Source organism: Chromobacterium sp. FG22, from assembly GCF_057809415.1.
In genome coordinates, this window is the sequence record NZ_JBMDJX010000009.1 from 110,976 (window position 1) to 136,747 (window position 25,772).

The window sequence follows — 25,772 nt, forward strand, 5'->3', positions numbered from 1 at the left end:
GGCGGCGGGTTTGCGCGCGGCCGGCGTCCGGCTTGACGCCCTCGAAGCGGAACGGTTTCGGGGGCGTTTCTCATGGCGTGGCGTGTTTGTGTTTGCAGCGTCCAGCACGCGAATCGGGCAGGCGATGGCGCAAAACGACAGTGTCTTGCGGCGCGCGTGTGGTGATTCCGGACGCGGGAAATCGCCGCTGTGCGGGTTTTTAAGGGGAGGGCCGCGGCGCTGCGCCGCTAGGAGCTAAAACCAGGAGATGGTGCGAAAGGAGAGACTCGAACTCTCACGCCTTGCGGCGCTGGAACCTAAATCCAGTGCGTCTACCAATTCCGCCACTTTCGCTTTGATGCCGCTTGCAAATCCGGCCAGAAGCCCTAATTTGCAAGGGAGTGCAAGAATACCCGAAGCGCTTTCCCGGCGCAAGCCGGCCCGCCTGGAAACTTATTGCCACGGCGGCGGTCACTGTCGGTACAATTTGATAAAAATCCCTTTGGAGAAAGGCTTAATTATGCACCCGAACCTTGAGACGGCCTATCAGACGACCGGTATGGCCGAGGTACGCCATAAGGTTCTTCGCAATACTTATGGTTTGCTGGGCTTGTCGATGATCCCCACGGTGATGGGGGCCATCGTCGGCACCAATATGAATTTCGGCTTCCTGGCCGGCAGCCCCATCATCGGCATGCTGGCGATCCTGGCCGTGTTTTACGGCCTGGTGTTCGCCATCGAGAAAAACCGCTACAGCTCGGCCGGCGTGTTCCTGATGCTGGGCTTTACCTTCCTGATGGGCTTGCTGTTGGGGCCCTTGCTGCAACTTGCGTTCAAGTTTTCCAACGGCGGCCAGCTGATCATGACCGCGGGCGCGGCCACCGCGCTGGTGTTCTTCGTGATGGCGGGCATCGCCACCACCACCAAGCGCGATCTGAGCGGCCTGGGCAACTTCCTGACCGTGGGCGCCATCGTGCTGATGGTGGCGGTGGTGGCCAACATCTTCCTGCGCATGCCGGCCTTCCATCTGATGATCTCGGCGGCCTTCGCGCTGTTCAGCTCGCTGATGATTCTGTGGCAGGTCAAGGTGGTGGTGGACGGCGGCGAGGACAGCTATATTTCCGCCGCGCTGTCCATCTACATCAGCATCTACAATCTGTTCACCAGCTTGCTGCAACTGCTGCTGGCCTTCGCCGGCGAGCGCGACTAAAACCCGCGCCGGCATCGCCTTCCAATCAAAACGCCCCGTCTGGGGCGTTTTTTTGTTCCTTTTTTTTCCCTTCCCTAGCGCTTCTGTCTGACAAATCCTGACGCCCGCCCACTGGTCCGGCGGCGCTTTCGGCTGGCCGCTCGCGGCGTGGCTGGCGGTGGCTTGTCTAGTCCTTTCCCTGCTAAGCGGTTGATTTTGACAATGTTTTTCGGGCTTTGTTGCTTCGTATTGTCATATTTGCGAATGGGAATTATTGCATTTTGTATTATGAAGTTTTTATATACGATAAAAATAAATAGGACTTTGGCATTTTTGGTTTTGATGATTCACTGCTTAGGCAGGCGCCGCTTGGGCCGGCTGAACGCGGCGACGGACGCCGCCTCGGCGGCCCGGCGCGAGCGCCGACGCAGGTTCGCCGCATGGCGCCCGGAGCAGGGCGGCTAGTGTTCCGGGTTTGGGCGCCGGCGAAGAACCGAGGATTTCACCGCCGCTGGCAGGCGGCGGCGAATGGCCGGGAGCGATGGGGTGGCAGCCCCGGACTCGCGGCGGTTGTTCCCTATCGACAGCAGTTTCGACACTTAGGAGATGCAATGCGTATCCATATCACGGTGGGCGCGGTTTCGCTGGCCCTGGCGTCCCTGGCCGGTCAGGCCGCAACGCCCTTGCAAGCGGGAGATCCGCTGGTGTCCCAGCAATGGTTCCTGCAAAACACGGGGCAGAACGCGTTTTCGCAACGCGGCGGCGTGGCCGGCATCGATCTGAACCTGGCGCTCAGCCATTCGCGCAGCATCCAGGGCCGCGGCGTGACGGTGACCGTCATCGACGACGGCTTGGAAATCCGCCATCCGGACCTGGCGGGCAATGTGGTGCCCGGTTCCAAGAACCTGGCCAACAATAGCGACGATCCGACCCCCAGCTCGGCCACCGACAGCCATGGCACGGCCGTGGCCGGCATCGCCGCCGCGGTGGGTTTCAACAATCTGGGCGGCCGCGGCGTGGCGCCGGCGGCCAGCCTGAACGGCTTCAACTGGCTGAAGGCGCAAACCACCGCCGGTTGGATGTTGTCTCACGGCAAGTCGCCGAGCGACGGCGCCGGCCAGTCGTCCACCCTCTCCCGCGTGTTCAACCAGAGCTACGGCAGCTCGGCGATCCGCTCGATCCCGGGCAATCCGGACACCGATATGACGCTGCGGGTGCGCGACGAAGCGCACGAGGACGTCAGCCTGCGCAGCAACGGCGGCAAGGGCGCGGTCTTCGTCAAGTCGGCGGGCAACGCCTACGTCAGCTTCCAGTCCGGCTCTGACGACGACGGCAAGCCCACTTATGTCTTGGCCAAGGCCGGCAACGACGGCCTGCCGATCCAGGACTCCAACCTGACCACCGACAACAGCAATTACTGGAACGTGGTGGTGTCGGCCTTGAACGCCGACGGCGTGCGCTCGTCCTACTCCTCGGTGGGCGCCAACGTGCTCTTGACCTCGCCGGGCGGCGAGTACGGCACCGCCAGCCCGGCGATGGTGACCACCGATCTGGTGGGTTGCGACCGCGGCTCCAACTCCACGCTGCGTCCGTCCACCAATCAATTGCACGGCGGCACTGCGCTGGACCCGAATTGCGATTACCGCGGCACCATGAACGGCACCTCCGCCGCGGCGCCGGCCGCCTCCGGTTCGTTTGCGGTGCTGATGTCGGCGTATCCCAATCTGAGCGCGCGCGATGTGCGCGATCTGCTGATCAAATCGGCGCGCAAAGTGGACGCCAACCATGCCGGCGTGACCCTGGCGTTCAAGGACGCCAAGGGCGGCGCGCACAGCTACCAGGCTTTGCCGGGATGGCAGAACAACGCCGCCGGCCTCGCTTTCCACCCGTTCTACGGCTTCGGCCTGATCGATGTGGACAAGGCGGTGGAACTGGGCCGCAATCACAAGCCGCTGACGGCGCTGGAGAAGACGCGCTGGCAGACGGTGTCGGTGATGAAGGCGATTCCGGACGCCAGCGAAGCCGGCCTGGACAGCGCGTACACCCATGCCGAGGATTTGACGGTGGAAGCGGTGCAGGTGCTGGTGGACGCGAAACACGGCCGCGCCAACGACCTGGCGGTGGAGCTGATCTCGCCGGCCGGCACCCGCTCGGTATTGCTGTCGCCGCGCACCGGCCTGGTGAATGAGAGCTACGGCCTGAACCAGCAGCGCCTGTTGTCCAACCACTTCTACGGCGAATCGGCGCGCGGCCAATGGCGGCTGCGCGTGATCGACACCAACGGCGCCGAGTACTATTACGACTACCGCGACGCTCAGGGTCAGCGCACGCTGAGCCTGCCCAACGCCGCCGGCACCCTGCGGTCTTGGTCCATCCGCTTCATCGGCCACAAAGGAGCATAACGATGAAACATTCCCTGATTCTGGCCGGCCTGCTGGCCCTGGCCGCCGGCGCCCAAGCCGCCGACGTTCCGTCCTTCAAGCAGAAGCCGGGCGGTCAGCCGCTGGTGATCAACGGCAAGACTTATTACAAACAAGCGGCGCCGGCCGGCAAGCTGCCGCTGGGCGTCAGCGCCCGCTCGGCGGCGAGCGAAGGCGGCGCGACGCTGAAGCGCGGCGACGTGCTGCGTTCCGAAGGCGAACTGGCGCCGTCCAAGGTCAGCGGCGTGGTGATGGTGAAGCTGGCTTCGCCGCGCGACGAGGCCGCGCTGGCGCGCGATCACAGCCTGAGCGTGCGCTACCGCACCCAGAGCGTGGTGGTGTTCGACGCGCCGGCCCAGGCCGAGCTGCTGTCCTTGCAGCAGCGTCTGGCCGCGGACAAGCGGGTCAAGCAGGTGCAGTTGGAGGTGTTCAGCAATAGCGAGTTGCCGCAGTAAGGGCGTTCGCCAGTCCAAAGGACGACGCCGGCCCGGGGCCGGCGTTTTTCATGCCTCGGCGGTGTGCGGCTGCAGGTGGCGGGTGTTTTGGCCCAGTTCCACCAGCAAGCGATCCAGCCGCGCGATGGCGTCGGCGATGGCCTGGGTTTCGCCGGACAGGCTGCGCGTGGATTCGCCCACCGCGGTGATGTCGTGGGCGAACTGGGCGAAACCCTGGTTCTGATTGGCTTCCGCTTGAGACATCTGGCTGAGCAGGCTGGCCAGCTCGCCGGTTTCGCGGATGATGCCGGAGAGTTTTTGCTGGGCGTCCACCGAGTGGTCGCGGCCGGTCCGCATCTGCTGATTGCCGTCCCGCATCGCCACCAGCGCCTGATTGGTGCCGTCGACGATCAGCCGGATCTTCTGCTCAATGTCCAGGGTGGCGTTCTGGGTGCGCTCGGCCAGCTTGCGCACCTCGTCGGCCACCACGGCGAAGCCGCGGCCCAGCTCGCCGGCGCGCGCCGCCTCGATGGCGGCGTTGAGCGCCAGCAGATTGGTCTGGTCGGCGATGTCGCGGATCAGCTGCACGATGCCGCTGACCTCGGCGCTGCGTTCGCCCAATTGTTCCAGCCGGCCGGAGGCCAGCGCAATCACCTCGCCGGCCTTGCTCAACTGGCGCACCGCCTGGTCCATCGCCTCGCCGCCGCCCAAGGCCGCCTGGCCCGCGGTGTGCGCCAGCTGGGTGGCGGTCACCGATTGCTCGGCGTTCTGGCTGGTGACCACCGCCATCTGCTGGGCGATCACCACCATGTCCTCGGAGCGTTCGCGCTGGCTGGCCATGGTGTCGGCCATATTGCCGGTGCTGCCGGCGATGTCGCGGCTGGCGCTGGAAGCGGCCTGGATGGACTGGGTCAGCTGGGCCATCAGCTGCCGCATCGCCTGTTGCGCCTGTTCGGCCTCGCGCCGCGCGCTTTCCAGTTTCTCGAAGCTTTTGACCTTGGCCTTGTCGAAAGCCAGCGCCAGGGCCAGCACCACCAGGGACAGGCCGGCCAGAGACTTGGCTTGCAGCTTGGGGATTTCCGCGTGGGGAATCGGGTTGGCCGGCAGCAGGCCCCGGGCGCTCAGCCACAGGAAGAGGCCGATGGCGGCCGCGGTCAGCGCCAGCCAGACCATGCCGGAGACGCGGGTGGCGACGAAGACGGCGGTGAAGGGAATGGCGGCGAACCAGACAATGCTGGTGGATTGGATGCCGCCGTTGACGTAGACCATCCAGCACACCATCGCGTACATGCAGCTGGTGATGAATTCCGCGCTGAAGCGCACCGCGCCGCTGAGCTTGAGCAGCAGCGGCCCCAGCAGCAGGCCCAGGCCGCCCAGAGCGATGCCGGCGGCCATCGCGCGGTGGCCCAGTTGCAGGTATTCGACGGCGAACAGCGGCGCCACCAGGCCGGCCAGCAGGCCGACGCCGACGACGGTGCGGCCGCGGATCGCCTGTTCCGGGGATAGGCGGACGCGGTCCGGGATGAACCATTCGGTGATGGTTTGAATCGACATGGAGTGCCCCTCTGATGCGTTGTAGACGCGGCTGCGGACGCAGCTTGTTGTTGTGCGGCTCTTATGGCGCTCCAATGTAAAACAATTGTTTGAATTAACGCAATGGCATGACCGGACAGGGCGGCGAAGGGGAGGGGCGCTGTTGCGCGGAACGGCGAAACCGCCTGCCGGGCGGCAGGCGGTTGGGGGAGGGCGGCTTCAGTTCAAGCGGACTCGCCTTGCTCCGCCTGCAGCGCGGTCAGCGCGATGGTGTAGACGATGTCGTCCACCAGCGCGCCGCGCGACAGATCGTTGACCGGCTTGCGCAGGCCTTGCAGCATCGGGCCCACCGACACCACGTTGGCCGAGCGCTGCACCGCCTTATAGGTGGTGTTGCCGGTGTTGAGGTCCGGGAACACGAAGACGGTGGCGCGGCCGGCCACCGCGCTGTCCGGAGCCTTCTGGCGGCCTACCGATTCCACGCTGGCGGCGTCGTACTGCATCGGGCCGTCTATCAGCAGGTCCGGCCGCTTTTCCTTGGCGATGCGGGTGGCTTCGCGCACTTTTTCCACGTCCGAGCCGCTGCCGGAGGAACCGGTGGAGTAGGAGATCATCGCCACTCGCGGCGGAATGCCGAAGGCGGCGGCGGAGTCCGCCGACTGGATGGCGATGTCGGCCAATTGCTCGGCGTCCGGGTCCGGGTTCACCGCGCAGTCGCCGTAAACCAGCACCTGCTCCGGCATCAGCATGAAGAACACGCTGGAGACGATGCGGGCCCCCGGCGCGGTCTTGATCAGCTGCAAGGCCGGGCGGATGGTGTTGGCGGTGGTGTGCACCGCGCCGGACACCAGGCCGTCCACTTCGTCCAGCGCCAGCATCATGGTGCCCATCACCACATTGTCTTCCAGTTGCTGCTCGGCCATCGGCGCGTTCAGGCCCTTGCTCTTGCGCAGTTCCACCATCGGCGGCACGTAACGGCCGCGCACCTCGTTGGGATCGATGATTTCCACCGATTCCGGCAGGGTCACGCCCTGGGCTTCCGCCACTTGCAGGATTTCGGCGCGTTGGCCGATCAGCACGCAGCGGGCGATGCCCTTCTCGTGGCAGATGGCGGCGGCCTGGATGGTGCGCGGCTCGTTGCCTTCCGGCAGCACGATGCGCTTATTGGCCTTGCGCGCCTTTTCCATCAGCTGATAGCGGAAGGCCGGCGGCGGCAGGCGCAGTTCCTGCGGCGCGCCGATGTATTGCTTCAGCGGCGCCACGTTCAGGTGTTCGGCGACGAATTCGATCACGCGCTCCATGCGCTCGCGGTCGTCGGACGGCACTTGCAAGCTCATATTGTTGAGCGCGCTGCTGGTGTCGAAGGTATTGGATTCGCTGGCCATCACCGGCATGCCGCCGGTGAAGGCTTGCTGGCACAGCAGCATGATGCGCGGGTCCGGCATCGAGTCGCAGGTCAGCAGCAGGCCGGCCAGCGGCACCCCGTTCATCGCCGCCATCGCGGTGGCCAGCACGATGTCCTCGCGGTCGCCCGGGGTGATGATCAGCGCGCCGGGCTTGAGCAGGTGCACGATATTGGGCACGGTGCGGGCGGTCACCACCATGGTGCGCACGCGCCGGCTGGTCAGTTGGCCGGCGTGCAGCAGCCGCGCCTTCAGATGATTGGCCACGTCCAGCGTGCGCGGCGCCAGCAACTCGGGTTCGTGCGGGATGGCGCCCAGCAGCGGCAGTCTGACCTTCTTCATCAGGCTGCCGCTTTCCAGCACCTCGGTGGCGATGTCCTGGGCGTTCTGATCCTTGGGCACCCGGTTGAGGATGTAGCCGGCGACTTGTCCGCCCTGACCACCGCCAAAGGCCTGGATGCTCATTTCCAGTTGCTCGGCGATCTCATGGCTGGCCAGGTTGTCGGCGGCGCTGACCAGGATGGTCTGCGCCTGCAGATTGCGGGCGATCTTGGTGTTGAGGAAGGTGGAGAACACCTGCTTCTGGTCCGGCACCAGGCCTTCCACCAGCACCACGTCCACCTGATGGGCCGCCTGCTGATACAGGCTGACCACTTCCTCCATCAACTGATCCACCTGGCCCTTGGACAGCAGGTGTTCCACCCGCTCCATCGGAATCGGCTCCGGCGGATTGAGCCGGCAGATGGCGCGCGCGAAGTGGGTGGAGCGCTCCGGCTCCTTGGGGTCCGCGCCCTGGGCGATGGGCTTGACGAAGCCGACGCGCAGGCCGGCCTGTTCCAGGCTGTGGATGGCGCCCAGCGCCACCGAGGTCAGGCCGGCGTTGAAGCCGATGGGTGCGAGGAAAAAGGTTTGCATGGTTTCAGAGACTTTCCTGTGACGCGCGGCGGGAATGGGCGCGAATGGCGGTCCGGCACCGACCGAACGGTGTCGCAGGCTGCAGGCGCTTGGCGCGATGAGTCGTTAAATTCAGCATTTCGGCAAAAATCAGCGGTTTTGTCGCCATTGGACCCGAGCTCGCGGCCGCGGCGGCGGGCATGGATTCCCGCTGCGTCGGACGCGGCTTTCAATCGGTATAGCATTGCCGGAAGCCGGCGTCAGCGCCGCGGGGTCTCCGGCGAAAAGCATGGCTGCGCCTGCTTTTACGCGGCAGGCATTGTAACTGGCGGCATATCGGCTACAGTCCAGATGGGGTCAGGCTCCAGGGCCGGACGGCGGCGATGACGGCGATTATAACATCATGAATTAAGCGACTCTAATATTGCATTGCAGCGTGAATGCTAAAGCTTTGATTCCTATCAAAAATATTATTCTAAGTATGATTTGGGTATGGCAAGCTGATGTTTTTACGCCAAGAACCCGCTTCCAGCAGAGAGGAAAGGCTTGCCCCGGTGGGGGGGCGGGGGCATAATCCGCCCCTCGGCCGCAAGGTTCGGCCTTGTTTTTGTTGATTGTTTTTGATAGTCCCGCAAACTCGTTTTAAGCGAGATTCGGCTGGTCTTATATCTTCTACCACGGAGGTGTGGGAATAATGTCTGATCTGGCTTCCGCTCAGTTGCTTCAAGCTTCTGCTGCCCAGCTACCCGTCTATACCTATTTCGATCCTGCCTATTACGCTCAGGAACAGCGGCTGCTGTTTGGAGACGCGCCCCTCTACTATGGCCATGAGCTGATGACGCCGAACGCCGGCGATTATCAGACTCTGGAATGGATGGGCCACGGCAAGATGCTCAAGAACGTGGATGGACGGGTCAAGCTGATCTCCAATGTCTGCCGCCATCGCCAGGCGGTCATCTATAAAGGCCGCGGCAACGGCAATCATATCGTCTGCAATCTGCATGGCTGGACTTACGACGCCGAAGGCGCTTTGCTGGGCGCGCCGCATTTTCCGGAAACGCCGTGCCTGAAGTTGAACCAGACCGAGCTGACGCGTTGGAACGGCCTCTTGTTCGACGCGCGCCGCAATGTGGCGCGCGATCTGGAAAACCTGGGCGTTGCCAAGCACATGAGTTTTGACGGCTACGCCTACCATTCCAGCCATCTGAGCGAGTACGGCTTCAACTGGAAGACCTTCATCGAAGTGTATTCCGAGGATTACCACGTCGATCCCTTCCACCCCGGCCTGGGCAATTTCGTCGATTGCGGCGACCTGAAATGGGAGTGGGGCGCGCAATACCATGTGCAGACCGTGGGCGTGAAGAACCAGCTGGCCACTTCCGGTTCCCGCGCCTACGGCAAATGGCATGAGGAAGTCCGCCGGCGCTACGCCGATCAGCAGCCGGAGTTCGGCGCCATCTGGCTGACTTACTACCCCAACATCATGGTGGAGTGGTACCCGCACGTGCTGGTGGTCAGCGTGGTGATGCCGCGCGGGCCGGAGCAGTGCACGGTGTTGACCGAGTTCTACTACCCGGAGGACGTGGTGTGGTTCGAGCCGGAGTTCATCGAGGCGGAGCAGGCGGCCTACTTCGAAACCGCCAAGGAAGACGACGAAATCTGCTACCGCATGCACGAAGGCCGCCGCGCCTTGTGGCTGCGCGGCGAGAACGAGGTGGGGCCTTATCAATCTCCCACCGAGGAGGGCATGTTGCACTTCCACGAGTTCTACCGGCGCAAAATGGGCGCGGCGCTGGCTGGTTAAGCGGCAGCTTGCAGTGTCATAATGGAAAGGCGCGGACCACGTCCGCGCCTTTCTTATTCTGGTTTGCCCGATTCCATGCTCAAAACGCTTTTCCGCTGTTTGCCCTTGTCGCTGGCCTTGCTGGCTCCGCTGGCCCAGGCCGCCGTCTATACCGACGCCGCCAGCCGGGTGCGTTTCAATGTGCCGCCGGGCTGGAAGGTCCGCCCCAGCGTGGTGGACGGTCAGCGCGTGCTGCGCGTGGTGCCGCCCAAGGCGGACCAGCGCGAGCGCGCCGCCATCGATGTGCAGGTGTTCGCGCGCAAGCCGGGGCGCGGCGACACCCTGGCCCGGCTGGCGCAGAAATACCGCCGCGAGGGCGATAACCGCGAAGCCGCCAATTTCGCCCGCGGCAACAGCCGCAGCGGCCGGCTGGTCACCGAATACCGCGACGGCCGTTTCGTCTCTAACCGCTTGTGGATCGTCCGGCATAATCTGCACGTGTTCCAGCTGGGGGACAAAAAGCGCATGGCGGAGGCGCGCTGCGCCGCCAACGCGTCGGAGTTCAAGACCTACCGCCGGCAGATGGAGGCCATCTGTCTGTCGCTGGAATTGTTGAAGCGATGACGCCGGCGCTGAGCGAGGGCGCGAGAACCCTGGGGCTGCGCTTGCGCCAGGGACGTTTGGGCTCCGGCTGGATGGTGGTGGCGGCCCTGTGCTTCGCCTTGATGAGCATGTTCGTCAAGCTGGGCGCCGACGCCTTCGGCTCCACCGAGCTGCTGTTCTGGCGCACCGCCATCGGCGCGCTGACCTTGGGCGCGGCGATGGCCTGGAAGCGCCAGTCGCCGCGGACGCCGCATTGGCGCGGCCACATCAAGCGCAGCTTCGTTGGCTATATGTCCATGGTGGCGCTGTTCTACGCGCTGACCCGGCTGCCCTTGTCCACCGCGGTGACGCTGAACTACACCTCCTCGCTGTTCTTCGCCTTATTGTGCGTGGTCAAACTGAAGGAGCGCCTGACGCCGCGCACCGGCCTGGCCTTGTTGCTGGGCTTCGTCGGCATCGTCATCCTGCTGCGGCCCACTTTCAGTTCGGCGCAGTGGCTGGCCGGCCTGATCGGACTCTTGTCCGGCGTCAGCGCCGGCTACGCGGTGTTTCAGGTGAGGGAGCTGGGCCGGATGGGCGAACCGTCCTGGAAGGTGGTGTTCTGGTTCTTCTCCGTTTCCAGCCTGTTCGGCGGCGTCTGGCTGATCCTGGGGCCGGGCTTCAGCGCGGTGACGGCGGACAATGTCTTGCCGCTGCTGGGCGTCGGCGTTTGCGGCATGCTGGGCCAACTGGCGATGACTCGCGCCTACAAGGACGGGCGCAAATACCTGGTGGCCAGCTTTGCTTATCTGACCGTGCTGTTTTCCGTGCTGCTGGGCGTGGTGTTGTGGGGCGACCCGCTGAGCGGATGGTCGCTGGCGGCGATGGCCTTGATTGTGGGGTCCGGCCTGATGGCGGCCCTGCGTTGAAACAGAACTTGGATATTCAACAACAATGCATAAGGATAACGTGGTTTGACTAGCGGAAAGTGGCGCCTGGGTTCGGGCTGGATGGTGGTGGCGGCGGTGTTTTTCGGCCTGATGGGGGTGTTCGTCAAGCTGGGCGCCGAGTATTTCTCCTCCACCGAGCTGGTGTTCTGGCGCACGCTGATGGGCGTGGTCACCCTGGGCGCGGCGGCCTTGTGGCGGCGCGATCGCTTCGCCACCCCCTTGCTGCGCTATCACGTGCAGCGCGGCCTGATCGGCTACGTCTCGATGCTATTGTATTTCTACGCCATCGCCCATTTGCCGCTGTCCACGGCGGTCACGCTCAACTACACCTCGCCGATGTTCCTGGCGCTGTTGTCGGTGGTCCTGCTGCGCGAGCGCCTGCCCAAGCAGGCGCTGGCCGGCCTGGCGCTGGGCTTTGTCGGCGTGGTGCTGTTGCTGCGGCCCACCTTGTCCAGCGAGGCCTGGGTGGCCGGCCTGCTCGGCGTCGGCTCCGGCCTGCTGGCCGGCTGGTCTTATCTGCACGTGCGGGAACTGGGCCGCCAGGGCGAGCCGGAATGGAAGGTGGTGTTCTATTTCGCGCTGATCTCCACGCTGGGCGGCCTGCTGCTGATGTTGTTCGAAACCTGGCACCCGGTGACGCTGGAAAACGTCTGGCTGCTGCTGGGCCTGGGCGCCACCGCCACCATCGCCCAATTGGCGATGACCCGCGCGTATAAAGTGGGGCGCAAGCTCTTGGCCGCCAATCTGTCCTATCTGACCGTGGTGTTTTCCACCCTGTTGGGCGTGGGGCTGTGGGGCGACCCGCTCAGCGCCGCCGGCTTGGCGGCGATGGGTTTGATCATCGTCAGCGGCATGTTGGCCAGCCGGCGTTAAGCTGGAAGCGAAACCCGGCGCTGCGCCGGACCCGGCCTGGAGGGTGGGAGGATGGCGGTACCGGCGGACAAGGCGGCTTTGCTGGCGGCGATGAGAGACGAATACCGGCGCTTGCGCACGGTGTTGGCGCGGGTGCCGCCGGAGCGCGCCTTCGACCAGGAACTGGACGGCCACGCCAAGAACAGCCGGATGAGCGCGGCGGATCTGCTGGCCTATCTGCTGGGCTGGCAGGCGCTGGTGCTGAAGTGGCACCGGCTGGAGCGGGAAGGCCTGCCGATAGACTTTCCCGACGCCGGCTACCGCTGGAACCAACTGGGCCTGCTGGCGCAGAAGTTCTACCGCGATTACCAGGGGATAGGCGATTGGACGCGGCTATGCGCGATGCTGGACGACAGCCAGCGCCAGGTGGAGGCGCTGGTGGAAGGTTACTCCGACGAGGCGCTGTACGGCCGCGCCTGGTACGACAAATGGACGCGCGGGCGGATGATACAGTTCAACACCGCCTCGCCCTGCCGCAACGCCCGCGGGCGGCTCGTCGCCTGGCTCAAGACGCTGCCGGCCGCCTGAAAAAGCTTGCCGCGCCAGTGCGGCCAAGCCTTAAAATGAAAGCGACACCGCAAAGGAGAAGCACATGATCTCGATACGCGAACAACACTACGGCCTGGACGTGGCGCTGTACAACGAATTCACGCTGGCGGACTTCAAGCTGCTGGAAGAGGCCTTGCTCAAGCGCCAGTCCGAGTGCGCCAAGCCCGACCTGCTACTGGACCTGACCGAGTTGAAGGACTTCACGCTGGACATGGCGGTGGAAGAGGTCAAATTCATGCGCGCCCATGAAAACCACGTCGGCCGCGTGGCGCTGGTGGTCAGCGATGTCTGGATCAAGCTGGCCGCCCACATCGCCGGCCTGCTGTCCAATACCCGCACTCAGTATTTCGATACCGCGGAAGAGGCCCAGGCCTGGTTGGAAAGCCCGGTGGCGGCGGGCACCTGATTTGTCCGGTTGCGCTGATTTCGGGACGCCCTATGCGGCGTCCCTGTTGATTTTGTCGGCAATGGCGGTAGAGTAGCGGTTTTTGTTCAACTCGAAAGAATAAAAACCGATGTTGAAAAGCATTTCCCATCGTCTGGCGGCGGAACTCTCCGTCCGCGAGGCGCAAGTGGCCGCCACCATCGAACTGATAGACGGCGGCGCCACCGTTCCCTTCATCGCCCGTTACCGCAAGGAAGTCACCGGCGGTCTGGACGACACCCAGCTTCGCACCCTGGCCGAGCGCCTGGTGTATCTGCGCGAACTGGACGAGCGCCGCGTCAGCATCCTCGGCAGCATTTCCGAGCAAGGCAAGCTGAGCCCCGAACTGGAGGCCGCGCTCTACGCCGCCGACAACAAGACCACGCTGGAAGACCTTTACCTCCCTTACAAGCCCAAGCGCCGCACCAAGGCGCAGATCGCGCGCGAAGCCGGGCTGGAGCCCTTGGCCGACGGCCTGCTGTCCGACCCTAGCCAGGACCCCAACGCCGCCGCGGCCGCCTATGTCAACGCCGAAGCCGGCGTGGCCGACGCCAAGACGGCGCTGGACGGCGCGCGCGCCATCCTGATCGAGCGCTTCGCCGAGGACGCCGAACTCTTGGGGCGGTTGCGCGAAAAACTGTGGAGCGAGGGCGAGCTGGCCGGCCAGGTGGTAGCCGGCAAGGAGCACGAGGGCGCCAAGTTCTCTGATTATTTCCAGCACCGCGAAGCCATCCGCGCCACCCCCTCGCACCGCGCGCTGGCGCTATTGCGCGGCCGCAACGAGGGCGTGCTCAGCCTGACGCTGAAGTATCAGCCGGACGAGACGCCGATCACCGAGCGCTCCGCCTACGAGCAGTTGATCGCCGCGCGCTTCGGCGTGAGCGACGCCGGCCGCCCGGCCGACAAATGGCTGCTGGACGGCGTGCGCCTGTGCTGGCGCGCCAAGATCTTCCTGTCGCTGGAACTGGAGCTGGTGTCGCGGCTCAAGGACGCCGCCGACGCCGAGGCGATCAAGGTGTTCGCCGACAATCTGCACGACCTCTTGCTGGCGGCGCCGGCCCGCCCGCGCGCCACCCAGGGCCTGGACCCCGGCCAGCGCACCGGCTGCAAGGTAGCGGTGGTGGACGACACCGGCAAGCTCTTGGACACCGCCACCATCTATCCGCACGAGCCGCGCCGCGACTGGGACCGCTCGCTGGCGGTGCTGGGCGCCTTGTGCGCGCGTCACCGCGTGGATCTGATCGCCATCGGCAACGGCACCGCCAGCCGCGAAACCGACAAGCTGGCGCAGGAGCTGATCCGCGCCTATCCGCAGCTGGGCATGACCAAGATCGTGGTGTCCGAAGCCGGCGCCTCGGTGTACTCGGCCTCGGAACTGGCGGCGCGGGAATTCCCGGATCTGGACGTGTCGCTGCGCGGCGCGGTGTCCATCGCCCGCCGCTTGCAGGACCCGCTGGCGGAGCTGGTGAAGATCGATCCCAAGTCCATCGGCGTCGGCCAGTACCAGCACGACGTCAACCAGAGCCAGCTGGCGCGCGCGCTGGACGCGGTGGTGGAAGATTGCGTCAACGCCGTCGGCGTCGACGTCAACACCGCCTCGGCGCCGCTGTTGACCCGCATCTCCGGCCTCAACGCCACGCTGGCGGCCAATATCGTGTCCTACCGCGATCAGAACGGCGCTTTCCGCAACCGCAGGCAATTGCTGAAAGTGCCGCGGCTGGGCGACAAAACCTTCGAACAGGCGGCCGGCTTCCTGCGCATCCGCGACGGCGACAACCCGCTGGACGGCTCCGCCGTGCATCCGGAAGCCTATCCGGTGGTGGAGCGGATCGTGCTCAAAACCGGCCGCGAGATGAAGTCGCTGCTCGGCGATTCCGGTTTCCTGAAAACGGTGAAGGCGGTGGATTACACCGACGAACGCTTCGGCCTGCCCACGGTGATGGACATTCTGCGCGAATTGGACAAGCCGGGCCGCGACCCGCGTCCGGAGTTCAAGACCGCCACCTTCCAGGACGGCGTCGAGGACATCAAGGACTTGCAGCCGGGCATGGTCTTGGAGGGGGTGGTCACCAATGTCGCCAACTTCGGCGCTTTCGTCGACATCGGCGTGCACCAGGACGGCCTGGTTCACATCTCGGCCTTGTCCAACAAGTTCGTCGACGACCCGCGCAAAGTGGTCAAGGCCGGCGACGTGGTCAAGGTCAAGGTGATGGAAGTGGACGCGGCGCGCAAGCGCATCGCGCTGACCATGCGGCTGGACGACGCGCCGGGCGCCGGCAACAGCCGCGGCCCGCGCAACGACGGCCCGCGCGCTCAGGACCGGCGCGGCGGCGATCGTCAGCGCGGCCAGCAGCCGGCCGGCGACACCGCGATGGCGGCGGCGTTCGCCAAGCTCAAGCGCTGAGGGGGCTGAAGTCAAAAACGGCGGGGATATTCCCGCCGTTTTTCATTCCGGCACCGAGGACAGCGGCAGCTTCATCGTCTGTTTGATCGCGTTCAAGGCGATGGTGGATTTGACGCTGCGCACCAGCGACAGCCGCATCAGCCGGTTCATCACGAAGGTGGACAGCGAGGGCAGGTCCGGCACCACGATGCGCAGCAGATAGTCCGCCTCGCCGGCGGCGGCGTAGCATTCCAGCACTTCCGGCAGCTCGTTGATGGCCTGGGCGAATTCCTGCAAGGCGCTTTCGCTGTGGCGCTCCAGGCTGACGTGGGCGAAAGCCATCACCGACAAGCCCACCTGTTCCGGCTTCAGCGCCACCTGATAGCCCTGGATCACGCCGCTTTCCTCCATGCGCTGGATGCGGCGGCCGATCTGGGACGCGGACAAAGCCACTTGCTGCGCCAGTTTCTGATGGGTGACGCGGGCGTCGTGCTGCAACGCGTCCAGGATCTGGTAATCGAAGCGGTCCAATTCAATTTTGCGCATAGTGAGCATTTCATGGCGGTTATATGCGGCAAGTGTGCAAAAAAAATCGCATACAGGCAAATTTTGCGGTCTTCCCGCATCGCTCCGGGCCTAAACTAGAGTTATCCACCTAAATATCCGGACCCACCGCCATGAACGACCGAGCCGATTTCGTCGTGCCCGACATCACCACGCGCAAGAACGTCGGACTCAGCCACGACAGCGCGGACTTCACCCTGCCGCAACCGCTGGAGCGCTACACCGCCGCCGACCACGCCACCTGGGCCACGCTGTACCGCCGCCAGAGCGAGATGCTGCCGGGCCGCGCCTGCGACGAATTCCTGGAAGGCCTGGAGCGCCTGGGCGTGGACGCGGACCGGGTGCCGGACTTCGCCAAGCTGAATGAACAACTGATGGCCGCCACCGGCTGGCGGATCGTCGCGGTGCCGGGCCTGATTCCGGACGACGTGTTCTTCGAGCATCTGGCCAACCGCCGCTTCCCGGTCACCTGGTGGCTGCGCGAGCCGCATCAGCTGGATTATCTGCAAGAACCCGATGTGTTCCATGATTTGTTCGGCCATGTGCCGCTGTTGATCAATCCGGTGTTCGCCGACTACCTGGAGGCTTACGGCAAGGGCGGGATGAAGGCCAAGGCCTTGGGCGTCTTGCCGATGCTGGCGCGCTTGTACTGGTACACGGTGGAGTTCGGCCTGATCAACACGCCCAAGGGCATGCGCATCTACGGCGCGGGCATCGTGTCCAGCAAGGGCGAATCGGTGTACTGCCTGGACAGCGCCAGTCCCAACCGCGTCGGCTTCGATCTGGAACGCATCATGCGCACCCGCTACCGCATCGACACTTTCCAGAAAACCTATTTCGTCATCGACAGCTTCCAGCAGTTGTTCGACGCCACCGCGCCGGACTTCGCGCCCATCTACGCGCGGCTGGCGGCGGAACCGACGCTGGGCGCCGGCGACGTGGCCCCGGCCGACAAGGTGTTCAATATTGGCGACCGCAGCGGCTGGGGCGATTCCGAGGATGTGTGAAGCCTGGCCGTGATGGCTGGCAAGCTTGGGATAGACCCGCCGCGGCGGGTCTTTTTATTTGTTTCGATTAAAACGAAATCAGGGGTGTTTACTAGATTGATAAGCATTCTCATTTTTGTTAGAGTCCGTTTACGATCTTGCGAGCTAGAGCGAGACAAGGCGAAAACGGCTGAGAAAGCGGAATGTACACACGGTACATGAGCATTTCGAAGCCGTTTTCAACGCCGTATCGCCGCAGCGCAGCAGATCGTAAACAGGCTCTTAGATTGAGGCTCTGATTCCTATCGCTCAACCCAACAGGGGACACACCTTGAAAACGCACCTGATGCTTGCCGCCGTCCTGGCGGGTTTCGCCGGCCACGCCATGGCGGAAGACGTAGTGGTTTACAGCGCTCGCGCCGAGCAACTGCTCAAGCCCATCATCGAGGTTTACAAGAAGGAAACCGGCGTCAACATCAAGCTGGTGTCGGACAAGGAAGGTCCGCTGATGGAGCGCCTGCGCGCCGAGGGCAGCAACAGCCCGGCCGATCTGCTGCTGACCGTGGACGCCGGCAATCTGTGGCAGGCCGCCAAGATGGGTTTGTTCAAGCCGGTGAAGTCGCCCTTGCTGGACGCCAACATTCCGTCCTATCTGCGCGATCCGAGCCATGAGTGGTACGGCCTGTCCATCCGCGCGCGCACCATTTTCTACAACACCCAGAAAGTGAAGCCGGGCCAGCTGTCCAGCTACGCCGACCTGGCCGACCCCAAGTGGAAGGGCAAGTTGTGCCTGCGCACGTCCAAGAAGGTCTACAACCAGTCGCTGGTGGCGATGATGTTGTCCGATCTGGGCCCGGTGAAGACCGAGAAAGTGGTCAAGGGCTGGGTGGATAATCTGGCCACCCGCGAATTCCCGGACGACACCAAGATGCTGGAGGCCATCGCCGCCGGCCAGTGCGAAGTGGGCATCGCCAACACCTATTACTACGGCCGCCTGATGGAAAAGTCGCCCAATCTGCCGGTAGGCATCTTCTGGGCCGACCAGGCGGGCAAAGGCACCCATGTGAACGTTTCGGGCGCCGGCGTGGTCAAGTACGCCAAGAACGAAAAGGGCGCGCTGAAGTTCCTGGAGTGGCTGTCCAGCGCCAAGGCGCAGAATATGTTCGCCGACGTGAACATGGAGTTCCCGGTCAATCCCAAGGTCAAGCCTGACGCGCGCGTGGCCGCCTGGGGCGACTTCAAGCACAGCTACATCAATGTCGCCAACGCCGGTTCGCGCCAGGCGGAAGCGGTGAAGCTGATGGACCGCGTCGGCTACAAATAAGCCGCGGCGGGCAGCCAGTCCGCATTTATTTACAGCCTGTCGGGCACCAAAGCCCCGGCAGGCTGTCTTTGCTTGTTTCCCTGCGTTTTTGACATGGTTTCTCCGCCGATGATCCGTTCTCTGTCGCCTTGGCGCGGCCTGGCCTTTGGCGTCAGCCTGCTGACCGTCGCGCCCTTGCTGGTGATTTTATGGTCGCTGCTGGCGCCGGATTGGGAGGTGTGGCGGCATTTGTACGATTACACGCTGCCGGAGCTGCTGCTCAACACCGTGTATCTGATAGGCGGCGTCGGCGCCGGCGTGCTGCTGCTGGGCGTGCCGCTGGCCTGGCTGACCGCGGTGCACGATTTCCCCGGCCGCCGTTTCTTCCACTGGGCGCTGATGCTGCCGCTGGCGATGCCGGCCTATGTGCTGGCGTTTTCGCAATTGGGCCTGTTCGATTTCACCGGGCCTTTGCAGACCTGGCTGCGCGAGCGTTTCGGCGATTCGTCCTGGGTGCCCAATATCCGTTCCACGCCGGGCGTGATCCTGGTGATGTCGCTGGCCTTCTACCCCTATGTCTATCTGTTGGCGCGCAACGCTTTCGCCACCATGGGCCGGCGCGCGCTGGAGGTGGGGCAGTCGCTGGGCTTGTCGCGCTGGCAGGGTTTCCGCCGCGTGGCGCTGCCGATGGCGCGGCCGTGGATCGCCGGCGGCCTGATGCTGGCGCTGATGGAAACGCTGGCGGACTTCGGCACCGTGGCCATTTTCAATTTCGACGCCTTCACCTCGGCCATCTACAAGGCCTGGTTCAGCCTGTTCTCCTTGCCGGCGGCCAAGCAACTGGCGTCCTTGCTGGTGTTGATGGTGCTGCTGCTGCTGTGGCTGGAGCAGCGTTCGCGCGGCCGCCGCGCCTATACCCAGGCCGGCAAGGCGGCGCCGCAGCCGCGCTTGCGGCTGGAGGGCGCGGCCGGCTGGCTGGCCGCCGCCGCCTGCTCGCTGGTGCTGGCGCTGGCCTTCGTCTTGCCCTTCGGCCAGCTGCTGGTCTGGGCCGGCGCCCACCTGGCCGAGGACCTGGACGCGGATTTCCTCGGCCACGTGGCCAACTCGCTGCTGCTGGCCTCGCTGGCCGCGGTTCTGGTGGCCATGATCGCCTTATTGCTCAGTTACGCGGCGCGGCGCGATCCGACGCGCTGGACCCGTTTGTGGAGCCGGCTGGCGACCCTGGGCTACGCGGTGCCGGGCACGGTGCTGGCGGTGGGGGTGTTCGTGCCGGTGGCCTGGTTCGACAATCTGCTGCTGGCCTGGCTGCGCCCCTGGCTGGCGGCGGACGCCAGCGCGGTGATCAAGGGCACTTTGCTGGTGCTGATGCTGGCCTATGTGGCGCGCTTCCTAGCCGTGGGGCATTCCGCGGTGGACGCGGCCATGCACCGCATCAGCCGCAGCCAGGAGGAGGCGGCGCGCAATATGGGCTACAGCGGCTTGCGCCTGCTGGCGCGCCTGCATCTGCCGCTGCTGCGCGGCGGCCTGTTCACCGCGGCGCTGATGGTGTTCGTCGACGTGATGAAGGAGATGCCGATCACGCTGATGACCCGGCCTTACGGCTGGGACACGCTGGCGGTGAGAATTTTCAATTTGACCACCGAGGGCGAATGGGAGCGCGCGGCCTTGCCGGCGGTGGCCATCGTGCTGGCCGGCCTGTTGCCGGTATGGGTGCTGTCGCGGCAGAAGGATGCGGCCTGAGATGAAGCGTATGGATATGCAAGCTTTGCTGGAGTTCGACCTGGTCAGCCAGAAGTACGGCGAGACCCGCGTGGTCGACAATATGAGTTTCGAATTGCGGGCGGGCGAAATCGCCTGCCTGTTGGGCAGTTCCGGCTGCGGCAAAACCACGGTGCTGCGTTGCATTGCCGGTTTCGAGGGCCTGCTGGGCGGCGAGATCCGCCTCAACGGCCAGGTGATCAGCTCCATCCGCGAGCAGGTGCCGGCACATCAACGCCGCATCGGCATGGTGTTTCAGGACTACGCCTTGTTCCCGCATCTGACCGTGGCCGGCAACGTCGGCTTCGGCCTGGACGCCTTGCCCAAGGCCCAGCGCGCGGCGCGGGTGCTGGAGGTGCTGGAGGTGGTGGGCCTGGCGGAGTGGGCGCGGCGTTACCCGCACGAGCTGTCCGGCGGCCAGCAGCAGCGGGTGGCGCTGGCGCGGGCTCTGGCGCCGAGGCCCAGCCTGCTGCTGCTGGACGAGCCCTTTTCCAATCTGGACGTGGACCTGCGCGAGCGCTTGTCGCGCGAGGTGCGCGACATCCTGAAAAGCCAGGGCGCCACCGCCATCATGGTGACCCATGATCAGCACGAGGCCTTCGCCATCGCCGACCGCGTCGGGGTGATGCAGCAGGGCCGGCTATTGCAGTGGGACACGCCGTACCGGCTGTACCACGAGCCGGCCACCCGCTACGTCGCCGACTTCATCGGCCAGGGCGTGTTCCTGGCCGGCAAGGTGACCGGGCCGCGTTGCGTGGCGTTGGAGATAGGCGAGTTCTGCGGCATCGTGCCCTTGCAGTTCGAGACCGGGGACGAGGTGGACGTGCTGGTGCGGCCCGACGATGTGCAGCACGACGACGCCAGTCCGACGCGGGCCTTGGTCTGCGCCAAGGTGTTCCGCGGCGCGGAGTTCCATTACACGCTGGCGCTGCCTTCCGGCCAGCGGGTGCTGGCCCAGGTGCCCAGCCATCACGACCACGCGGTGGGGGAGGCGATAGGCATCCGGCTGGAACTGGATCATTTGATCGCCTTTCCGCGCGAGGGCTAAGAACCTGTTTACGATCAGCTGCGCGTCGGTAGAGACATTGTGCGATGAGTGCCCGCTTCGAAATGCTCATGTACCGTGTGTACATTCCGCTTTCTCAGCCGTTTTCGCCTTGTCTCGCCTTGTCTCGCGAGATCGTGAACACGCTCTTAGCGTTCCAGTATCGCCTTGCGATGGCGGCGGAACACCCATTTCTCCCACAGCAGGCGAGTGGTTTCGTCGAAGGCGCCGGCGATGTCGGCGCGGATCAGGTAATTGCCGTTTTCACCCGGCGTCACCGTGTTGATGCGGGCGGCGAGGAAGAGCAGCAGCGCGGAATCGGGATTGGGGCATAGCGCCACCAGCACCGGCTCGCTGCCGTGGTTGGCGTGCTCGGAGATCCAGGCGATGCTGTCCAGGCCCAGCCGGCACGGCGTCAGCGGCGGGCGCTCCGGATGGCGGGACAGCAGCGACACTTCCAGCGCCAGGTCCAGCTTGGCCTCCAGCCTGACCAGCATCGGATCGGCCTCGGGCAGGGTTTCGGTGGGCGCGGCCAGCACCCGCAGCGCCAGCCGGGTTTCGCGTTCCTGGCGCGCCGGGCAGATCCCGCCCGGCAAGGGCTGGACCGAGAACGGCAGTTCGGCGTCGAAACTGGCGCTGCCCAGTTCGGGAAATAAGCTCATCGGTCGGCTCCCGCGGCGTGGCCGTTCAGTGATACAGGTTCAGGATGCGGTCCAGGCCGCCGTGGTTGACGGCGATGTCGGCCTGGGCGCGCACCACCGGCTTGGCGTGCACGGCGATGCCGACGCCGGCTTCGGCCAGCATCTGCAAGTCGTTGGCGCCGTCGCCCATCGCCAGCACCTGCTCTGGCTTCAGGCCCAGCGCCTCGCGCTGCTGGATCAGCAAGCGCTTCTTGGCGGCGGCGTCGACGATGGGGCCGCGCACCCGGCCGGTCAAGGCGCCGTTTTCCACTTCCAACTGATTGGCGAAGGCGAAGTCCAGGCCCAGCTCGGCTTTCAGTCTGTCGGTGAAGAAGGTGAAGCCGCCGGACACCAGCATGAATTTGACGCCGTGGCGTTTGCAGGCGGCCAGCAAGGCCTCGGCGCCCGGCATCAGCCTGACTCTTTCACGATAGACCTGTTCCAGCGCGCTTTCCGGCAGCCCGCGCAGCAGCGCCACCCGCTCCGTCAGCGAGGCGGCGAAGTCCAGTTCGCCATGCATCGAGCGCTCGGTGATGGCCGCCACCTGAGGCTTGAGGCCGTTCATGTCCGCGATTTCGTCTATGCATTCGATGGTGATCAGCGTGGAGTCCATATCCGACACCAGCAGGCCGAAATCGGCGAAGCTGCGGCCGGCTTCGACATAGGCGCCGTCGTAGCCCCATTGCTCGCACAAGGCCAGCGCCGCGGTCCGTTGCGCCGGCGCTGCGCCGCGCAGGCGCGCCACGTTTGGACTGGGATGGTCCATATGGGTGGCCTCGGCGAGGTGGGCCAGTTCATGCAGATGATGCGGGTCCAGCGCGTCGGCTTGGATCACCAGGGTGTAGGCGAGGCTCATGGCGTGGCGGGTCAATGCGTGTCGGAACGGGCATTATGCCACGCCGCGCCGGCCGCCGGTTCAGTCCCGCGCCGCATGGCACCGGCTCCAGCGCCGCAGCGGCGCGTCCAGGGACAGCAGGCCGGGGCCGAAGGCGAACACGGCGGCGATCAGCATGCCCCAGTAGTAATGGAATTCGCGGGTGGCCTCGGTCAGCCCCGGATAACTGATCACCGCCACCGCGTTGAGGATGAACAGGCCGGCGGCGGCGAAGCGCGCGCCCAGGCCCAGCGCCAGCAGCGCGGACAGGCCCAGTTCGCCGGCCGTGGCCAAGGCCGCGGCGACGGCGGGCGGCAGCAGCGGCACGTGGTATTCCTCGGTGAACAGCAGGAGGGTGGTGTCCCAGTCGTCTATCTTGGTCAGGCCGGATTTGAAGAACGCATTGGCGATCCACAGCCGGAACAGCAGCAAGAGCAGCGGTTGCAGCAGATCGCCACCGCGGATCAGCCAGCGGTAGGGCGCGTTGAGGCGGGAGCAGGTCAAGGGGTTCATGGCGGGTGTCTCCTGTGTGTTGAGTATGGTTCAGCGGCGGCGGATGGCAAACCGCGGGCGTGCGTTCCCCGTCCATGCCCGCAAGCTTGGATGAGATTCGGCGAACCTGTTTACGATCTGCTGCGCTGCGGCGATACGGCGTTGAAAACACCTTCGAAATGCTCATGTACCACTCGTACATTCCGCTTTCTCAGCCGTTTTCGCCTTGTCTCGCTCTTGCTCGCGAGATCGTGAACAGGCTCTTAGGGTTTAAGTGTGTTTACAGCGTAACGTCTTGGATCAGACGCTGCTGGAACAGCCGCAGCAGGCCGGCTTGCAGGTCGAAGTCCGCTTCGGCGGCCAGCGCCTGTTCCACCGCGGTTTCCAGCGTCGTGCCGTCGAGGAAGGCTTGCAGCAGCGCGGCCAGGCCGGGGCCGACGATGTCGACCTGAACCCGGCCCTGGAGGCGGTAGACCAGCGTCGCCTCCGGCTGCCGGTGCAGATCCACGTCCAGCGCCACCGGTTGGCGTTGATGGGCCAGCCAGATCGACGCGGCCGGCCAGGGGCTGAGCAGGGCGGCGACGTCGGGCAGCGGCCGCAGCCTGAGTTCGCCCCAGCGTTGCTGCGGGAAGGCGGCCAGCGCGGCGCTGTCGGCCGGCGCGGCGTCGGCGGCGTAGTAGGCGCGGTGGACCCGCCATTCCAGCCGCGCGACGTCCGCCAGATAGGGAAGCGCGCGGGCGTGTTCGAAGCCGGCGATGAAGTCGCCGAAACCGGCGCCGTACAGATGCAGATTGCCGCTATGCGAGGGATGGCCGCCGATGAAGACGCGGGCCAGGCCGGTGAAGAAGTCCTCGCCCACCAGCTGGCGGCAGACCGGGTAGATGAAGGCCAGGGTGTCGATCAGCCCCACCCGGTAATTGTTGCGGTAGACCGCGAGGCCGGCCGGGTTCAGCGCCAGCGCCGCTTCCGCCGCGCGGGCCGGATCGGCGATCTGTTCCAGCAGTTCCGCCTGCCAATCAAACCCGTTCATACGCGGCCTCCAGGATGGCCTGGGCCTTGGCGGCCTCGCCGCGCAAGGTGGCCAGCGGCGGAATCTCCAGATCCCATTCGATCAAGGTGGGCCGCGGGCCCAGCCGGGCGATGGCTTCGCGGTACAGCTGCCAGACGCCGTCGTGCACCGGCTGGCTGTGGGTGTCCACCAGCATGCCCTCGCGTTCGCTGTAGCCGGCCAGGTGGATCTCGCCTATCGCCTCCGGCGGCAGCGCGTCCAGCACCGCGTCGGTGTCCACGCCCAGATTGACGCGGTTGACGTAGAGATTATTGATGTCCAGCAGGATGCCGCAGCCGGTGCGGCGCACCAGTTCGGCCAGGAACTCGCCCTCGTGCATCTCGTTGCCGGGGAACTCCAGATAGCTGGACAGGTTTTCCAGCAGGATGACTCGGCCCAGCGCGTCCTGGGTTTCCGCGACGTGGCCGGCGATCACCGCCAGCGATTCGCGGGTATAGGGAATGGGCAGCAGATCGTTGACGAAACGACGTTCGGAATGGTTGAAGGACAGGTGTTCCGACACCGCGGCCGGCTGTACGGCGTCCACCAGCCGCTTGAGCGAGGCCAGATGGGCCGGGTCCGGGCGCGCGGCCGAGCCCAGGCCCAGGCCGACGCCGTGCAGCGACAGCGGCCAACAGGCGGCCACTTCGCGCAGCATGCTCCAGGGCATGCCGCCGTCGAAGAAGTTCTCGCTGTGCACTTCCACCCAGCCCAGGTCCGGGCGGCTGTCCAGCGCTTCGCGGTAATGCGGGGCGCGCAGGCCGACGCCGCACACCGCGGGAAGCTTGGTTTCCATCATCATTCACCTCGGGTCGCCCGTCCGGGCGGGCCCGGCGGCGCGATTAGGATTGCTTCGGCGGCGGCGTGGTGCGGCCGCCCAGGCCCTCGCATGTGCCCTTGGGCACGTTGTGCCACTCGTTGGGATCGTTGTCCACCTTGGCTTCGCCGGCGCAGTAGTGGGCGCCGTCGGCGGACGCGCAGTCGTTCTTGCCGGCCGGGGTGACGCCGTAGCATTTTTCCTTGGGCTGAGGCGCGTCTTCGGCCTGAGCCGAGGCGGCGACGCCCAGCGCGATGACGGCGCCGACGGCGGAAGCGAGCAGTTTGCGAGCGGTGTTCATGTCAGTCTCCTGTGAGGTGGGTGCGGGCCGGTTTGTGAGCGGACTCCAAGACCGGCGTTTGGCAAACCTCGCTGAGACTACATGGATTTGAAATTCGTTCTTTCAGATTTCGTTCAGATTCCGGCCGGCGCGCGACAAGGGCCGCGCTCCGGCCGGGTCCGGCTTACTTCTTGGGAGCGGTGCTGCCGCCCATTTTCTCGCAGCTGCCCTTGGCCACGTATTTCCAGTCGCCCGGGTCTTTGTCCGTCTTGGCCTGGCCGGCGCAGGAGTGGGCGCCGGTGGCGGACGCGCAGTCGTTCTTGCCTGCCTGGGCGATGCCGTAGCACTTTTCCTTGTCGGCGGCGGCCGCCGGAGCGGATGCCAGCGCGCCGATGGCGACGACGGCGCCGAGAGCGGATGCGATCAGGGTTTTGCTGGTACTCATGGTGGTTCTCCTGTTTAACGGCCTGTGGCCGAAACTTGATGGTGC

General features: G+C 65.1%; 24 protein-coding genes and 1 tRNA gene. 14 read left to right on the top strand and 11 right to left on the bottom strand.

Annotated features, from left to right (window positions below):
* Positions 1–248: 248 nt before the first annotated feature.
* Positions 249–333: transfer RNA gene (locus ACODSD_RS11245), tRNA-Leu, on the bottom strand.
* 166 nt (positions 334–499) lie between these two features.
* Here ACODSD_RS11245 and ACODSD_RS11250 point away from each other — a divergent pair.
* The 3 genes from ACODSD_RS11250 (at position 500) to ACODSD_RS11260 (ending at position 4,043) form a co-directional block, all read left to right on the top strand.
* Complete coding sequence (locus tag ACODSD_RS11250) at positions 500–1,189, top strand: Bax inhibitor-1/YccA family protein (protein WP_039753556.1); 690 nt, start codon at positions 500–502, stop codon at positions 1,187–1,189.
* A 590-nt stretch (positions 1,190–1,779) separates the two neighbouring features.
* On the top strand, positions 1,780–3,570 hold the full coding sequence (locus ACODSD_RS11255; RefSeq protein WP_488877416.1) for a S8 family serine peptidase: 1,791 nt from the start codon (positions 1,780–1,782) through the stop codon (positions 3,568–3,570).
* Positions 3,571–3,572: 2 nt separating this feature from the next.
* A complete protein-coding gene (locus ACODSD_RS11260; RefSeq protein ID WP_107800096.1) occupies positions 3,573–4,043 on the top strand; it encodes a hypothetical protein in 471 nt (156 codons plus the stop codon).
* Between the two features lie 48 nt (positions 4,044–4,091).
* Here ACODSD_RS11260 and ACODSD_RS11265 read toward each other — a convergent pair whose 3' ends face one another.
* Together ACODSD_RS11265 and pta are read right to left on the bottom strand one after the other, a co-directional pair.
* A complete protein-coding gene (locus ACODSD_RS11265) occupies positions 4,092–5,576 on the bottom strand; it encodes a methyl-accepting chemotaxis protein (protein ID WP_107800095.1) in 1,485 nt (494 codons plus the stop codon).
* 203 nt (positions 5,577–5,779) lie between these two features.
* Positions 5,780–7,873 (bottom strand): phosphate acetyltransferase, encoded by a 2,094-nt coding sequence (gene pta, locus ACODSD_RS11270; protein WP_235087450.1) that lies wholly within the window; start codon positions 7,871–7,873, stop codon positions 5,780–5,782.
* Positions 7,874–8,546: 673 nt separating this feature from the next.
* On the opposite strand from pta, the gene ACODSD_RS11275 reads away from it, so the two are divergent.
* The 7 genes from ACODSD_RS11275 (at position 8,547) to ACODSD_RS11305 (ending at position 15,456) form a co-directional block, all read left to right on the top strand.
* A complete protein-coding gene (locus tag ACODSD_RS11275) occupies positions 8,547–9,656 on the top strand; it encodes an aromatic ring-hydroxylating oxygenase subunit alpha (protein ID WP_107800093.1) in 1,110 nt (369 codons plus the stop codon).
* 75 nt (positions 9,657–9,731) lie between these two features.
* The gene (locus ACODSD_RS11280; RefSeq protein WP_107801906.1) at positions 9,732–10,259 is read left to right on the top strand and encodes a hypothetical protein; all 528 of its coding nucleotides are present in this window, start codon (positions 9,732–9,734) and stop codon (positions 10,257–10,259) included.
* Entirely contained in the window at positions 10,256–11,146 is an 891-nt protein-coding gene (locus tag ACODSD_RS11285; RefSeq protein WP_233246720.1) for a DMT family transporter, read from the top strand. The genes ACODSD_RS11280 and ACODSD_RS11285 overlap by 4 nt, the downstream gene beginning before the upstream one ends.
* Before the next feature lie 81 nt (positions 11,147–11,227).
* Positions 11,228–12,040 carry a DMT family transporter gene (locus ACODSD_RS11290; protein WP_107800092.1) on the top strand — a complete coding sequence of 271 codons (813 nt, stop codon included), beginning with the start codon at positions 11,228–11,230 and terminating at the stop codon, positions 12,038–12,040.
* A gap of 51 nt (positions 12,041–12,091) precedes the next feature.
* Complete coding sequence (locus ACODSD_RS11295; RefSeq protein WP_488877417.1) at positions 12,092–12,607, top strand: ClbS/DfsB family four-helix bundle protein; 516 nt, start codon at positions 12,092–12,094, stop codon at positions 12,605–12,607.
* Between the two features lie 64 nt (positions 12,608–12,671).
* Positions 12,672–13,034 (top strand): SpoIIAA family protein, encoded by a 363-nt coding sequence (locus tag ACODSD_RS11300; RefSeq protein WP_048415463.1) that lies wholly within the window; start codon positions 12,672–12,674, stop codon positions 13,032–13,034.
* A gap of 109 nt (positions 13,035–13,143) precedes the next feature.
* Complete coding sequence (locus tag ACODSD_RS11305) at positions 13,144–15,456, top strand: Tex family protein (RefSeq protein ID WP_488877418.1); 2,313 nt, start codon at positions 13,144–13,146, stop codon at positions 15,454–15,456.
* Between the two features lie 42 nt (positions 15,457–15,498).
* Here ACODSD_RS11305 and ACODSD_RS11310 read toward each other — a convergent pair whose 3' ends face one another.
* Positions 15,499–15,981: an Lrp/AsnC family transcriptional regulator gene (locus ACODSD_RS11310; RefSeq protein WP_227104270.1), complete on the bottom strand. Its 483-nt coding sequence runs from the start codon at positions 15,979–15,981 to the stop codon at positions 15,499–15,501.
* Positions 15,982–16,112: 131 nt separating this feature from the next.
* Between ACODSD_RS11310 and phhA the strand changes: the two genes are divergently transcribed.
* The 4 genes from phhA (at position 16,113) to ACODSD_RS11330 (ending at position 21,094) form a co-directional block, all read left to right on the top strand.
* Entirely contained in the window at positions 16,113–17,006 is an 894-nt protein-coding gene (gene phhA, locus ACODSD_RS11315) for a phenylalanine 4-monooxygenase (RefSeq protein WP_107800089.1), read from the top strand.
* Between the two features lie 310 nt (positions 17,007–17,316).
* On the top strand, positions 17,317–18,309 hold the full coding sequence (locus ACODSD_RS11320) for an extracellular solute-binding protein (RefSeq protein WP_488877419.1): 993 nt from the start codon (positions 17,317–17,319) through the stop codon (positions 18,307–18,309).
* A 108-nt stretch (positions 18,310–18,417) separates the two neighbouring features.
* Positions 18,418–20,028 (top strand): ABC transporter permease, encoded by a 1,611-nt coding sequence (locus tag ACODSD_RS11325; RefSeq protein WP_488877420.1) that lies wholly within the window; start codon positions 18,418–18,420, stop codon positions 20,026–20,028.
* A 1-nt stretch (position 20,029) separates the two neighbouring features.
* Positions 20,030–21,094, top strand: coding sequence for an ABC transporter ATP-binding protein (locus ACODSD_RS11330; RefSeq protein WP_227104266.1), 1,065 nt, complete (start codon positions 20,030–20,032; stop codon positions 21,092–21,094).
* Positions 21,095–21,240: 146 nt separating this feature from the next.
* Here the strand turns inward: ACODSD_RS11330 and ACODSD_RS11335 are convergent, their stop codons facing one another.
* The 7 genes from ACODSD_RS11335 to ACODSD_RS11365 all read right to left on the bottom strand — a co-directional run bounded on the left by ACODSD_RS11335 (position 21,241) and on the right by ACODSD_RS11365 (position 25,727).
* Entirely contained in the window at positions 21,241–21,753 is a 513-nt protein-coding gene (locus ACODSD_RS11335; protein ID WP_107800086.1) for a hypothetical protein, read from the bottom strand.
* 25 nt (positions 21,754–21,778) lie between these two features.
* Complete coding sequence (serB, locus tag ACODSD_RS11340) at positions 21,779–22,627, bottom strand: phosphoserine phosphatase SerB (protein WP_235087465.1); 849 nt, start codon at positions 22,625–22,627, stop codon at positions 21,779–21,781.
* 60 nt (positions 22,628–22,687) lie between these two features.
* A complete protein-coding gene (locus tag ACODSD_RS11345; RefSeq protein WP_474454132.1) occupies positions 22,688–23,158 on the bottom strand; it encodes a DoxX family membrane protein in 471 nt (156 codons plus the stop codon).
* Between the two features lie 259 nt (positions 23,159–23,417).
* Entirely contained in the window at positions 23,418–24,167 is a 750-nt protein-coding gene (locus tag ACODSD_RS11350; RefSeq protein ID WP_488877421.1) for an HvfC/BufC family peptide modification chaperone, read from the bottom strand.
* Positions 24,154–24,981: an MNIO family bufferin maturase gene (gene bufB, locus ACODSD_RS11355; protein WP_233246718.1), complete on the bottom strand. Its 828-nt coding sequence runs from the start codon at positions 24,979–24,981 to the stop codon at positions 24,154–24,156. Before bufB ends, ACODSD_RS11350 begins: the two co-directional genes overlap by 14 nt.
* 46 nt (positions 24,982–25,027) lie before the next feature.
* Positions 25,028–25,303 (bottom strand): BufA1 family periplasmic bufferin-type metallophore, encoded by a 276-nt coding sequence (locus ACODSD_RS11360; protein WP_166452120.1) that lies wholly within the window; start codon positions 25,301–25,303, stop codon positions 25,028–25,030.
* A gap of 163 nt (positions 25,304–25,466) precedes the next feature.
* Complete coding sequence (locus ACODSD_RS11365) at positions 25,467–25,727, bottom strand: BufA1 family periplasmic bufferin-type metallophore (protein ID WP_107800082.1); 261 nt, start codon at positions 25,725–25,727, stop codon at positions 25,467–25,469.
* Positions 25,728–25,772 lie beyond the last annotated feature (45 nt).

What these genes read in the sequence shown, in the direction of transcription:
- ACODSD_RS11325 (WP_488877420.1), top strand. Translation starts at nt 18,418, where the DNA reads ATGATCCGTTCTCTGTCGCCTTGGCGCGGCCTGGCCTTTGGCGTCAGC.
- ACODSD_RS11260 (WP_107800096.1), top strand. Translation starts at nt 3,573, where the DNA reads ATGAAACATTCCCTGATTCTGGCCGGCCTGCTGGCCCTGGCCGCCGGC.
- ACODSD_RS11265 (WP_107800095.1), bottom strand. Translation starts at nt 5,576, where the DNA reads ATGTCGATTCAAACCATCACCGAATGGTTCATCCCGGACCGCGTCCGC.
- ACODSD_RS11250 (WP_039753556.1), top strand. Translation starts at nt 500, where the DNA reads ATGCACCCGAACCTTGAGACGGCCTATCAGACGACCGGTATGGCCGAG.
- ACODSD_RS11335 (WP_107800086.1), bottom strand. Translation starts at nt 21,753, where the DNA reads ATGAGCTTATTTCCCGAACTGGGCAGCGCCAGTTTCGACGCCGAACTG.
- ACODSD_RS11295 (WP_488877417.1), top strand. Translation starts at nt 12,092, where the DNA reads ATGGCGGTACCGGCGGACAAGGCGGCTTTGCTGGCGGCGATGAGAGAC.
- ACODSD_RS11345 (WP_474454132.1), bottom strand. Translation starts at nt 23,158, where the DNA reads ATGAACCCCTTGACCTGCTCCCGCCTCAACGCGCCCTACCGCTGGCTG.
- ACODSD_RS11310 (WP_227104270.1), bottom strand. Translation starts at nt 15,981, where the DNA reads ATGCGCAAAATTGAATTGGACCGCTTCGATTACCAGATCCTGGACGCG.
- ACODSD_RS11255 (WP_488877416.1), top strand. Translation starts at nt 1,780, where the DNA reads ATGCGTATCCATATCACGGTGGGCGCGGTTTCGCTGGCCCTGGCGTCC.
- ACODSD_RS11305 (WP_488877418.1), top strand. Translation starts at nt 13,144, where the DNA reads ATGTTGAAAAGCATTTCCCATCGTCTGGCGGCGGAACTCTCCGTCCGC.
- ACODSD_RS11365 (WP_107800082.1), bottom strand. Translation starts at nt 25,727, where the DNA reads ATGAGTACCAGCAAAACCCTGATCGCATCCGCTCTCGGCGCCGTCGTC.
- serB (WP_235087465.1), bottom strand. Translation starts at nt 22,627, where the DNA reads ATGAGCCTCGCCTACACCCTGGTGATCCAAGCCGACGCGCTGGACCCG.
- pta (WP_235087450.1), bottom strand. Translation starts at nt 7,873, where the DNA reads ATGCAAACCTTTTTCCTCGCACCCATCGGCTTCAACGCCGGCCTGACC.
- ACODSD_RS11275 (WP_107800093.1), top strand. Translation starts at nt 8,547, where the DNA reads ATGTCTGATCTGGCTTCCGCTCAGTTGCTTCAAGCTTCTGCTGCCCAG.
- phhA (WP_107800089.1), top strand. Translation starts at nt 16,113, where the DNA reads ATGAACGACCGAGCCGATTTCGTCGTGCCCGACATCACCACGCGCAAG.
- ACODSD_RS11290 (WP_107800092.1), top strand. Translation starts at nt 11,228, where the DNA reads ATGGTGGTGGCGGCGGTGTTTTTCGGCCTGATGGGGGTGTTCGTCAAG.
- ACODSD_RS11300 (WP_048415463.1), top strand. Translation starts at nt 12,672, where the DNA reads ATGATCTCGATACGCGAACAACACTACGGCCTGGACGTGGCGCTGTAC.
- ACODSD_RS11285 (WP_233246720.1), top strand. Translation starts at nt 10,256, where the DNA reads ATGACGCCGGCGCTGAGCGAGGGCGCGAGAACCCTGGGGCTGCGCTTG.
- ACODSD_RS11350 (WP_488877421.1), bottom strand. Translation starts at nt 24,167, where the DNA reads ATGAACGGGTTTGATTGGCAGGCGGAACTGCTGGAACAGATCGCCGAT.
- ACODSD_RS11330 (WP_227104266.1), top strand. Translation starts at nt 20,030, where the DNA reads ATGAAGCGTATGGATATGCAAGCTTTGCTGGAGTTCGACCTGGTCAGC.
- bufB (WP_233246718.1), bottom strand. Translation starts at nt 24,981, where the DNA reads ATGGAAACCAAGCTTCCCGCGGTGTGCGGCGTCGGCCTGCGCGCCCCG.
- ACODSD_RS11360 (WP_166452120.1), bottom strand. Translation starts at nt 25,303, where the DNA reads ATGAACACCGCTCGCAAACTGCTCGCTTCCGCCGTCGGCGCCGTCATC.
- ACODSD_RS11280 (WP_107801906.1), top strand. Translation starts at nt 9,732, where the DNA reads ATGCTCAAAACGCTTTTCCGCTGTTTGCCCTTGTCGCTGGCCTTGCTG.